Here is an 11,485-nt window from a genome sequence, read left to right on the forward strand (position 1 = left end):
GCGCCGGCCCGGGTCATCCGGCCGGCGCGCTTGAGATTTTGATCAGAAGCGCGAGCCGCCGGAGAAGCGGAACGCCTGGGTCTGATCCTTGCCGATATGCCCGATCTTGTTGAGCAGCGGCACGTACACGGACTGACCCTCGTCCTTCGTCAGGGCGTAGGCGTAGTCGAAGCGGATCGGGCCGAGCGGCGAGTTCCACAGGATGGACGCGCCCACCGAGGAGCGGATCGCGGCGGTGTCGCGGACGTTCACGCATTCCGGCTCGACGCCGATGGTGAAGGCCGAGAAGTTGCACTTTCCGGTCTGCGGCGCGGTGCCGTTGATGAACCCGTCGCCGTTCACGTCGAAGCTGCGCTTGCTGTGGTAGCCGAACAGCGTGCCGGCATCGGCGAAGAGCGCGCCCTTCAGGCCCAGGTCGCGCGGGACGCCCGGCAGCGGGAACTGCACTTCGAGGGTACCGCCGATATAGGTCGAGCCGCCGATCGCGTTCGAGCGGGCGTCGGCGATGCCGACGTCGCGCGGACCGATGCCGTTCGGCGCGAAGCCGCGGACCAGCGACGGGCCGAGGAAGAACTCGTCGGTGACCCGCAGGGGCTGGCCGTTGATCGACTGGATGTGGCCGCCCTGGAACCGGACGAAGCCGATCACGTCCTCGAAGAGCTCCTTGTAGTAGCGCGCATCGGCGGTCACGCGGAAGAACTTGGAGTCGCCGCCGAGGCCGGCGACGTCGGGCTTCAGCTCGGCGTAGAGGCCGTTATGGGGCGCACCGACGACGTCGAGGGTCGAGTATGCGAGCGTCAGGCCGGCCAGGGAGGTCAGCGTGTTGCCCTGCGAGCCCTTGATGGCGATCGAGGCCTCGCCGTCATAGGCGCAGTTCGGGTAGAGCGCCTGCCCGCCGATGTTGCGGCCCGTATTTGGGTCGATCGTGCCCGCAGCGTAGGTGGCGGTGTAGCCGGGGATCGGCACCGAGCAGTCGTTGTACGGCCGCTTCAGGGTGTTCGGCACCTTCAGCTCGGTGTTGTACAGCGAGTAGCGCAGCGTGACGCCGAACTCCTCGGTGATCGGCAGGCCGAGGCGGAGCTGCCCGCCATAGACCGTGGTCTCGTAGCGCGAGTACCGGGTCAGGTCGGAGTACTTGTAGAAGGCGTCGAAGCCGGCTGCGAGGCGGTAGCCGAGGAAGTACGGCTCGGTGAACGAGAAGTCGACGCCGCGCGAGTACTGGCCGCCGGTGCCCGCGAGGCGGACATACTGGCCGCGGCCGAGGAAGTTCGACTCGGAGACCGACACCTCGCCGATGATGCCGTCCTGGGTGGAGTAGCCACCGGCCACCGAGAACGAGCCCGTGGGCTGATCCTCAACGTCGATGTTGATCACCACCCGGTCCGGGGCCGAGCCCGGCTCGTTGGAGAAGCGGACCTTCTTGAAGAAGCCCAGCCCGTTCAGGCGCCGCTCGGCGCGGTCGGTGAGCACGCGATTGTAGGCGTCGCCCTCGGCGATATCGAGTTCGCGGCGGATGACGTAGTCGCGGGTGCGGGTGTTGCCCCGGATGTTGATGCGCTCGACGTAGACGTGCGGGCCGTCCTCGACCACGAAGCCCAGGGAGACCTGGTGGGTCGCCGGGTCGCGCTGGCCGGTCGGGCGGACCTGCGCGAACGGGTAGCCCGCGCGGTTCACCTCGCGGGTGACGTTGTTCAGCGTCTTCTCGACATCGTCGGCGTTGTAGACGTCACCCACGGCGGCCGTGATGCCGCCGTCGAGCCGGGCGGTATCGAGCCCGGGCAGGCGCGTATCGACCTGGACCGCGCCGACCTTGTACTGCTCGCCCTCGTTCACCGTGACGGTGATGACGTAGCCGGAGGACTCGCCCTCGACGTAGCGGGCGTCGGCGCTCACCACTTGGAAATCGGCGTAGCCGTTCTTCAGGTAGTAGCGGCGCACCTGGTCGAGGTCGTTGGTGATGCGGTCCGGATCGTAGACGTCGGAGGTCTTGATGAACGACAGGAAGTTCATCTCCGAGGAGCTCATCAGCCCCTTCAGGGTCCGGTCCGAATAGGCGTTGTTGCCGACGAAGTTGATCGAGATGATGCCGGTCTTGTCGCCCTCGTCGACCTGGTAGATCACGTCGACGCGGCCGTTGGGCAGGTCGACGGTGCGGTAGGTCACCTTGGCGGTGCCGCGGCCGAAGCGCTTGTAGACGTCGCGGATGCGCGCCAGATCGGCGTTGACGATCGCCTCGCTGTAGGGGCCGCGGGCCTTGGCCTCGACCACGCCCTCCAGGGTCGCCTTCTCGATCTTCTTGTTGCCCTCGAAGACCACGCGGTTGATCAGGTTGTTCTCGCGGACGGTGACCACCGTGCGCCCGCCCGACTGGGCGACCTTCACGTCCGAGAACATGCCGCTCGCCAGCAGATTGCGGCGGGCCTCCTCGGCCGAACCCGACGCCGTGCCGGTCACGTAGGACCGGACCGTATCGGCGTCGACGCGCTGGTTGCCCTGGACGACGATCTGCTGCGCCTGGGCCGCCCCGCCCAGGACGACGCCAAGACCAGCAGTGACTAGGACGATGGTTCTCCGCACCGACTTGCGTCGGTGCTTCCCCGTCAACGACATCATGCAATCGCCCGTTTCTGTTCTGGTCGCGGGGGTTAGCCCGTCACAGGCGACCGTTGGTCGGCCGTCCTGATCACCTGGTCCAAGCGTGGCTTCGGTCCAAGCGTAGCTCTTAGCGGGATTCCCCTGCCAAGCAAACGCGCGGGAGGCCATCGTCAGGGGATTTTGGGGGGTCGTGGCCTTCGCGCCACTTAACGAAGCGCCCCGTCGGTCGGCAAACGGCGGATCGTGGTAAACGCCGCGTAAACACCTGCCGCAGCGCGATTTTTCACGCCCGCAGGCGAACGCGGTCACGGCCTGTTAACCGGATTTTGACCCGTCGGCGGGGCCGAGATCGGGCGGCTTCGGGGCCGGATCGCGGCGGGAATCAGGCATCGTTTCCGGTGGAGATCGGACAGGATCCCCAGGCGCCGCCCGCCGGTCCGCAACGCCTCCGGATCAGGTGTTCCGCCAGGACGCGCCGAGGTTGAGGATGTCGTTCCAGGCGGCGAACAGCATCAGCATCAGGACCAGGGCGAGGCCGATGCGGAAGCCGATCTCCTGGGCGCGCTCGCTGAGCGGGCGGCCCCGGACCACCTCGAAGGCGTAGAACAGCAGGTGGCCGCCATCGAGCAGCGGCACCGGGAACAGGTTCAGCAGGCCGATCGAGACCGATAAGAGCGCGATCAGCCCGACGAGGCCGCCGACGCCGCCGGTCTTGGCGACCTCGCCGGAGACGCGGGCGATGCCGATCGGACCCGAGAGCTGGTCGGCGGATTCGCGGCCGGTGGCGAGCTTGCCGAGATACGAGAAGGTCCGCTCGACGACGAAGTAGGTCTCCTTCACGCCGAGGTTCAGGGACTCGACGGGCCCGTAGCGCACGAGGCGGGCCTCGGACCCGGCCGGCGAGCGGATGCCCAGCCGGCCGATCCGGTGGCGGCCGAACGGCGTCTTCTCCTCGAAGGTGGCGGGGGTCGCCTGGATGGTGATCGGGTGATCGTCGCGCTCCACCGTAAAGGTCAGCGGCGTCCCGGCGCTGCCCGTCACCGTCCGATACATGGCGTTGAAGTCGCCGATCGTTTCACCGTCGATGGCGGTGATCACGTCGCCCGGCTGGAACCCGGCCTGGGCGGCGACGCTGCCCGGCTCCACCGAGGAAACCCGGGCGGGCAATTCGTAGCGTCCGCCGAGCCAGATCGCGCCGGCGAAGAGCAGGATCGCCAGGATGAAATTCGCCACCGGGCCGGCGGCGACGATCGCGGCGCGCTTGGCCACGGGCTGGGTCGGGAAGCTGATCGCCCGCTCCTGCGGGCTCATCCGGGCGACGGCCTCGGGGTCGGGCATGCTCGCCCCGTTCACGTCGCCGTGGAACTTCACATAGCCGCCGAGGGGGATCGCACAGAGCTTCCAGCGGGTGCCGCGGCGGTCGTTGAAGCCGAACAGTTCCGGCCCGAAACCGAGGGAGAAGGCGTGGACGCCGACGCCGCACCAGCGGCCGACCAGGAAGTGGCCCATCTCGTGCACGAACACCACGACGGTGAGCACGAACAGGAACGGGATCAGGGCGCCGAAGAAGCCACCGGCGGTGCCGCCCATCGCGTTGAGGAAGTCCATAAGCCGATCCCTGGCCGCCTTGGCGCCGGTATCCCGCTCCGGCACATCCCGACATCCTAGCAGATCGGGGGGGCGCACCGCCAACGCAATCCTGCGCGGGATCGCGCAGCGTCGCGGCCCCCGGGGGGCTGGGCCGTCAGTGGCCCCCGCCGCCCCCGGGTCCCCCGCGCGGGCGCCGGACCAGCGGCACCGCGCAGGCCATCGCCAGGAACAGCACAGTGAGGGCGAGGAACACGTCCTCGAAGGCCATCACCAGGCCCTGGATCCGGACCGTGTTGGTCATGGCCTTCAGCGCCATATCGGGGGCGGCGCTGCCGAAGGATTCGAAGCCGCGCTGGAGGCTGTCGAGGCGCTCAAGTGCGGCGGTGCTCGTCCAGCTGAAGCGCTCGTGCAACCGGGCGAGATGCAGGTCCCACCGGTCGTTCAGGACCGTGTTGATCAGGGCGAGACCGACGGCGCCGCCGAGGTTGCGGGTGAGGTTGAACAGGCCGGAGGCATTCTTCATCCGGGCCGGCGGCAGGGTGCCCAGCGCGATGTTGTTGATCGGGATCATGCACAGCATGAGCGAGCAGCCGCGCAGGATCTGCGGCAGCAGCAGTTCCCAGAAGTCCCAATCCTTGGTGAGGCCGGTGACGATCCAGGTGCCGCAGGCGAAGCCCGCGAAGCCGAGCCCCATCATGATCCGCGGGTCGAGCTTGCCCGAGAGCCGGCCGGCGATCGGCGCGGTGATGAACATGAATAGCCCGGAGACGAACATCGTCTCGCCGATCATCAGCGCCGAGTAGCCGCGCACCCGGGCGAGATAGACCGGGTAGATGTAGGTGAGCCCGTAGAGCCCGATGCCCAGGACGAAGCTCGCGACGCAGCCGCTGGCGAAGTTGCGGTCGGAGAAGGCGCGCAGGTCCACGATCGGCTGCTTCGCCGTGAACACCCGCCAGAAGAACAGCAGACCCGAGACGCCGCAGATCACCGCGCAGGCGAACACCGCCTCGTCCTGCAGCCAATCGTGGTTCGGGCCCTCCTCCAGCACGTATTCGAGGCAGCCCAGGAAGCCCGCCATGAAGACCAGGCCCAGCCAGTCGAAGGCCTGCAGGAGCGCGTGGTTGGGCTTGTCGAAATCAACCAGGATCCAGGTCGAGACCGTGACGAAGATGCCGGGCACGACGTTGATCAGGAACAGCCAGTGCCAGGACATCAGGTCGGTCAGGTAGCCGCCGACCGTGGGGCCGATGGTCGGCGCCAGGGTCGCCACGAGGCCGATCATCGGCGAGACGATGGTGCGCTTCGAGGGCGGGAATATCGTGAAGGCGGCCGCGAACACGGTCGGGATCATGCCGCCGCCGATGAAGCCCTGCGCGGCCCGCCAGACGATCATCTCGCCGATCGACGTGGAGGTGGCGCACATCAGGCTCATCAGCGTGAAGCCGCCCGCCGAGATCGCGAACATCCAGCGGGTCGAGAGCACCCGCGACAGGGTGCCGGAGAGCGGGATCGAGATCACCTCGGCGATGAGGTAGCTGGTCTGCACCCAGGGGATCTCGTCGCCCGAGGCCGACAGGCCGGCCTGGATCTCGTTCAGGGAGGCCGAGACGATCTGGATGTCCAGGATCGCCATGAACATCCCGAAAACCATGCAGACGAACGCCACCATGCGGCGGCGGTCGAGGGGTGGCTCGGCGGCGCGGGCCGGCGCGCCGGGCGTCAGGGCGGCGGTGGCGGCCATGGACCGGCTCAGCGGAGCGCGGTGCTGACCGGCGGCCCGGCGGCGGCCCGGTCGAGGACCGAGCGGTCCGCGCCGGCGCGGGTATCGACCCGCACCACCGCCGACAGGCCCGGCCGCAGCAGGCCCTCGCGGGCCACCGCCTCGGGCACGCGCACCCGCACCGGCAGGCGCTGAACGATCTTGGTGAAGTTGCCGGTGGCGTTGTCGGGCGGCAGAAGGCTGAACACCGACCCGGAGGCCGGCGAGAACGATTCCACCACCCCCTGGATCTCCCGGTCCGGATAGGCGTCGACCGTGACCGTCACCGGCTGGCCCGGGCGCATGCGCTGGACCTGGGTCTCCTTGAAGTTCGCGTCGATGTGCACGCTCTGGAGCGGCACGAGGGCGGCGATCCGGGTCCCGGGCGCGACGTAGGCGCCGGCCTCCACGGCCTTGTTGCCGACGACCCCGTCGAAGGGCGCGCGGATCACCGAGAAGTCGAGGTCGCGGCGGGCCCGGTCGACGGCGGTGCGCAGCTCCGCCGCCACGCTCTCGGCTTCGCGCTTCTGCGCCTGGAGGACGTCGACATTGGCCCGCGCGGCGGCGAGGCCGGCCTCCATGGCCTTCACCGAGGCCTCGGTCCGGTCGCGGTCGGCGCGGGTCTGGTCGATGCGCGACTTGGCGACGTAATCCGCCTGCATCTGCATCGACCGGGCGAAATCCGCCTGGGCCCGGACGGCGTCGGCCCGGGTCGCGTCGAGCTGCGCGGCGGCCTGGGCGACCTGAGCCTGGGCCGCCTCGGCCTGCCGGGCGATCCGGGCGATGGTGCTCTCCTGGGTGGCGAGCTTGTCCTGCGCGGCCTGGAGGGCGAGGCGGTAATCGCCGTCGTCGAGCTTGGCGATCACGTCGCCCTTCTTGACCGACACGCCGTTCACCACCGGGACGGATTCGAGGTAGCCCGAGACCTTCGCGGCGAGAACCGAGATGTCGGCCTGCACGTAGGCATCGTCGGTCGCGACGAAGAAGCGTCCGACCGTCCACCATTGCCAGCCGACAGACGACCCGATGCCGAGCGCGGCCGCCAGCGCGGCGAGCAGGACGACCCGCCGGAGCGGGCGCTTGCGGGCGGGGGCCGCATCCACGACGGGCACGGTCGGCTCTGGCGCGACGGGGGCAGGTGCACGCGGTGTCGCGGTCTCGGCGCGCGTCTCGTCACCGCATTCGCCGGTGGGGGACGGCCGATCGGCCTCCTCGCGAAGAGACATCGCACCACCTCACGGATAGTGACCGAACCGTTCGGTCAAAAATTCGGCAGCGCCTTGACGCGACTCCGGATCCGCCTCAGGTTACGTTGACCGAACGGTTCGGTCAAGCGTGACAGCGTCTCGGACGCGGAGCGAAACCATGGCTCAGGGTGCGGTGCTGGAGCGGGGACAGGCCCAGCACGAGGGCGACAAGCGTTGGCAGATCCTCGACGGCGCCCGCCGGGTGTTCCTGGGGTCCGGGTTCGACGGGGCCAGCATGGGCGAGATCGCCCGGGCCGCGGGGGTCTCCAAGGGCACGCTCTACGTCTATTTCGACAGCAAGGAGGCGTTGTTCGAGGCGCTGACCATTCAGGAGAAGAGCCGCCTGGCCGAGGCGCTGTTCACCCTCGACGCGGACGATCCCGACGTCCCGGGGGTGCTGAACCGGCTCGGCGTGAGCTTCCTCAGCGAGATGTGCCGGCCGGAACACGTCTCCCTGGTCCGCATGGTGATCGGGGCCAGCGAGAAGTTCCCACGCTTCGGGCAGGTCTATTACGAGGCCGGGCCGGCCTGCGGCGTCGAGCGTCTGTCGGGTTATCTCGACGCGCAGGTCCAGGCCGGTCGGCTGCGGATCGCCGACACGGAACTTGCCGCCCGCCATTTCCTGCATCTCTGCCAAGCCGGCCTGCTGACACGACTCCTGTTCGGCGCGGGCGGCATCGCCGACGCGGCCGGCCGGCAGCACCAGGTGGACGAGGCGGTGCGGATGTTCCTGGCCGGATACGGGCCGACGCCCTGACCCGCGCCGCTCTCAACCCGCGGCGCGCAGCTCCGGCAGGGCCTCGGTGCTCCAGACCCGGACATGAGCGTCGATGGCGAGCGCCTCGTCCACGTCGGCCGGCGCGGTCCCGTACGGGCCGGCGAAGTGGGCGCAGGCCCGCTCGACGAGGTCGCTGATCCCGTAGAAGCCGATCCGGCCGGCGATGAAGGCCGCCACCGCGATCTCGTTGGCGGCGTTCATCACGGTCGGCGCCGCGCCGCCGGCCGCCAGGGCGGCCCGGGCGATCCGCAGGCAGGGGAAGCGGTCCTCGTCCGCGGCCTCGAAGGTCAGCGATCCGAGCTTGACGAGGTCGAGGGGCCGGCCGCGGGCGATGGTCAGCCGGTCGCCGAGACCGAGGCAGTGCGAGATCGGCACGCGCATGTCGGGCAGCGCCAGCTCGGCGGTCACGGCCCCGTCCAGCCAGTAGACCATCCCATGGATGACCGATTGCGGGTGCACGACGACGTCGAGGCGTTCGGGCTCGATCCCGAACAGGTGGTGCGCCTCGATCAGCTCGAGGCCCTTGTTCATCAGGCTTGCGGAATCGATGTTGATCTTCATGCCCATCGACCAGGTCGGATGGGCGGCGGCCTCGGTGGCGGAGGCGGCGGCGATTCGCTCGCGGGTCCAGGTCCGGAACGGGCCACCCGAGGCCGTGATCATCATGGTACGGACGTCGGCCAGCGGCCGTCCGGCGAGCGCCTGGTTCAGGGCGTCGTGCTCGGAATCCATCGGCAGGATCGTGGCGCCGTAGCGCGCCGCGTCGCGCATGAAGGCGTCGCCGGCGCAGACGAGGCTCTCCTTGTTGGCGAGCGCGACCGTACGCCCGAGACGGAGCGCCGCGTGGGTCGATTTCAGGCCCGCAGCCCCGCTCACCGCCGCCACCACGATGTCGGCGTCCCGGGCGACCGCCTCCATGACGGCCCCCTCCCCCGCGCCGCTGGGGATGCCGGAGCCCGACAGGGCCTCGGCGAGCGCGGGCCCAGCGGATTCGTCGGCGAGGGCCGCGAAGGACGCGTTCAGGTCGCGGGCCATCTTGGCCAGGGCGACGGGATCCTTGCCGCCCACCAGCGCACCGACCCGGAACCGGTCCGCGTGCTGGGCGAGCAGGTCGGCGGTGGAGCGCCCGATCGAGCCGGTGGCGCCGAAGACGGTGACGATCTGGCTCACGGGTTCAACTCCCTCGTCGTCACGCGATCAGGCCGCCGCCGCGCAGGGCCAGGTACAGCGCCGCCAACAGGGCGACGGCGAAAAATCCGTCGAGCCGGTCCATGACCCCCCCATGGCCCGGGATGAGCTTTCCGGAATCCTTCACGCCGTAGCGGCGCTTGAGACCGGATTCGATGAGATCGCCCGCCTGACTCAGGACGGAGGCGAGCGCGCTCACGCCGGCCACCACCGGCAGGGAGGCGGTGCTCGGCAGGGTCATCCCGGCGAGGTCGGCGACGACCGGCACCAGCGTCCCGGCCGCGACCGCGCCGATCAGACCGCCCAGCGCCCCCGACCACGTCTTATTGGGCGAGACCCGGGGCATCAGCTTGGGGCCGCCGATCTTCCGGCCGGCGAAATAGGCGGCGATGTCCGTGGACCAGACCACGGCAAACATCCAGGCCGGGCCGACAAGGCCGATGGCAGGATCGTCGCGCAGGGCGACCGGCACAGCTGCGATCGCCCCCGCGCCAAGGATCCCGACAAGCGCCCGCAGCCGCCCCCGGCCGGTCCGTGCCACCGTGGCACAGGCCGCGGCGCCGAGGATCAGGACGGCGAGGCAGGCGGGCGCCGGGGCGCCGCCGCGCGCGCAGAGCAGCAGGGCGGCGAGGGTCGCAGCCCCCAGCGCGATCAGCACCTCCCGCGGCTCGGTGCGGCTCATCACCATCCACTCGGCGAAGCCGACGATGCCAGCGGCGAGCCAGATCCCCGCGAAGGGCCAACCGCCATAGACCAGGGCAGCCAGAACGCCGGTCCCGAGCACGAGGCCCGAGGCGACGCGAAGCCACAGCTCGCGCCGTCCCTTCGGACGCGCGGCCGGTGCCGCCGCGGAGGTCACGCGCGCCTCGCCGGCCAACTCAGACCTGCATGATCTCCTTCTCCTTGGAGGCCAGCACGCCGTCGATCTCGGCGATGAACTGGTCGGTCGCCTTCTGCACGTCGGCGGCCTGGCGCTTCTCGTCGTCCTCCGAGATGGCGCTGTCCTTCAGGAGCTTCTTGAGGTGGTCGAGCCCGTCCCGGCGGACGTGGCGCACGGCGACGCGAGCCTCCTCGGTGTATTTGTGGGCGACCTTGACCATCTCCTTGCGGCGCTGCTCGTTCATCTCGGGGATGCGCAGCCGGATGGTCTGGCCCTCGGTCTGCGGGTTGAGGCCGAGATCGGATTCGCGGATCGCCTTCTCGACGGCCGTGACCATGCTGCGGTCCCAGACCGAGATCGACAGGAGCCGGGGCTCCGGCACGCTCACGGTGGCGACCTGGGCCATCGGCATCAGCGAGCCGTAGGCATCGACCTGGATCGGATCGACCAGGGACGGCGTGGCGCGCCCGGTGCGCAGGGAGCCGAGGTCCTTCGAGAGCGAGGCGACCGCGCCCTGCATCCGGCGCTTGATGTCGTTGAGGTCGAATTCCGGTGTGGCCATGATGGTCGTCCCGACACGTCTGACGTTGTCTTGAGCCCGGCGCGGGCGGTGGCGGCCTCAATGGACGAATTTGTTCAGGGCCGCAAACCTCGCGGGGTCCGGATCCCGCCTGCGAAGCCCGTCAGGGCGAGACCAGGGTCGAGGGCGCCGCCCCGGACAGGATCGCCGCGATGGAACTCGGCGGATGGAGCGAGCCGACCACGATCGACAGCCGGCTCTCCCGGGCCAGGGCGAAGGCGGCGGTGTCCATCACCTTGAGGTCGCGGGCGATCGCCTCGTCATGGGTCAGGCGGTCGTAGCGGGTGGCGTTCGGGTCCGTCTTGGGATCGGCCGAGTAGACGCCGTCGACCTGCGTCGCCTTGAGCACGGCGTCGCAGCGCAGTTCGGCCGCGCGCAGCACCGCGGCGGTGTCGGTGGTGAAGAACGGGTTGCCGGTGCCCCCGGCGAGGACCACGACCTGGCCCTTGTCGAGGTGATGCAGGGCCGGCTGGCGGGCATAGGTCTCGCAGATGGTCGGCATCGACACCGCCGACATGGTCCGCGCCGGGACGCCCGCGGCGTTGAGCGCGGTCTCGATGGCGAGTGAGTTCATCACGGTCGCCATCATCCCGAGGGAATCCCCGGTGGCCCGGTCGATCCAGCCGGCCGCGGAGATCGTCGCTCCGCGGATCATGTTGCCGCCGCCGACCACGATGGCGATCTCGGCGCCGGTCTCGATGGTGCGGGCGATGTCCTCGGCGAGCGCCGCCAGCGTCGGCGGATGCAGCCAGTAGCCGTCGGGGGCGGCGAGCGCCTCGCCCGACAGCTTCAGGAGGATTCGGCGAAACGGCGTCGTCTCCGGCATCTCGATCTCCGACCCCGTCCCGCATCGCGCAAACCGGGAGGC

9 protein-coding genes are annotated in these 11,485 nt (G+C 69.8%); 1 reads left to right on the top strand and 8 read right to left on the bottom strand.

Annotated elements, in window-relative coordinates; translation table 11 throughout:
• Window positions 1-42 precede the first annotated feature (42 nt).
• From bamA to AC3IF3_RS06615, 4 genes are all read right to left on the bottom strand, one after another.
• Window positions 43-2,613, bottom strand: a complete 2,571-nt coding sequence (gene bamA, locus AC3IF3_RS06600) for an outer membrane protein assembly factor BamA (RefSeq protein WP_243969186.1) — start codon at window positions 2,611-2,613, stop codon at window positions 43-45.
• Window positions 2,614-3,048: 435 nt separating this feature from the next.
• Window positions 3,049-4,203: a M50 family metallopeptidase gene (locus AC3IF3_RS06605; RefSeq protein WP_243969188.1), complete on the bottom strand. Its 1,155-nt coding sequence runs from the start codon at window positions 4,201-4,203 to the stop codon at window positions 3,049-3,051.
• Window positions 4,204-4,339: 136 nt separating this feature from the next.
• On the bottom strand, window positions 4,340-5,926 hold the full coding sequence (locus AC3IF3_RS06610; protein WP_489220195.1) for a DHA2 family efflux MFS transporter permease subunit: 1,587 nt from the start codon (window positions 5,924-5,926) through the stop codon (window positions 4,340-4,342).
• 8 nt (window positions 5,927-5,934) lie between these two features.
• On the bottom strand, window positions 5,935-7,170 hold the full coding sequence (locus tag AC3IF3_RS06615; RefSeq protein ID WP_489220196.1) for an HlyD family secretion protein: 1,236 nt from the start codon (window positions 7,168-7,170) through the stop codon (window positions 5,935-5,937).
• Window positions 7,171-7,309: 139 nt separating this feature from the next.
• On the opposite strand from AC3IF3_RS06615, the gene AC3IF3_RS06620 reads away from it, so the two are divergent.
• Window positions 7,310-7,948, top strand: coding sequence for a TetR/AcrR family transcriptional regulator (locus tag AC3IF3_RS06620; RefSeq protein WP_489220197.1), 639 nt, complete (start codon window positions 7,310-7,312; stop codon window positions 7,946-7,948).
• A gap of 12 nt (window positions 7,949-7,960) precedes the next feature.
• Here the strand turns inward: AC3IF3_RS06620 and dxr are convergent, their stop codons facing one another.
• From dxr to pyrH, 4 genes are all read right to left on the bottom strand, one after another.
• Window positions 7,961-9,139, bottom strand: a complete 1,179-nt coding sequence (dxr, locus tag AC3IF3_RS06625; RefSeq protein WP_489220198.1) for a 1-deoxy-D-xylulose-5-phosphate reductoisomerase — start codon at window positions 9,137-9,139, stop codon at window positions 7,961-7,963.
• Between the two features lie 19 nt (window positions 9,140-9,158).
• The gene (locus tag AC3IF3_RS06630) at window positions 9,159-10,016 is read right to left on the bottom strand and encodes a phosphatidate cytidylyltransferase (protein ID WP_243969196.1); all 858 of its coding nucleotides are present in this window, start codon (window positions 10,014-10,016) and stop codon (window positions 9,159-9,161) included.
• A gap of 19 nt (window positions 10,017-10,035) precedes the next feature.
• Window positions 10,036-10,599 (bottom strand): ribosome recycling factor, encoded by a 564-nt coding sequence (gene frr / locus AC3IF3_RS06635; protein ID WP_243969198.1) that lies wholly within the window; start codon window positions 10,597-10,599, stop codon window positions 10,036-10,038.
• A gap of 121 nt (window positions 10,600-10,720) precedes the next feature.
• A complete protein-coding gene (pyrH, locus tag AC3IF3_RS06640; RefSeq protein ID WP_243969200.1) occupies window positions 10,721-11,443 on the bottom strand; it encodes a UMP kinase in 723 nt (240 codons plus the stop codon).
• Window positions 11,444-11,485: the final 42 nt, after the last annotated feature.

Source organism: Methylobacterium sp. J-118 (genome assembly GCF_057836565.1).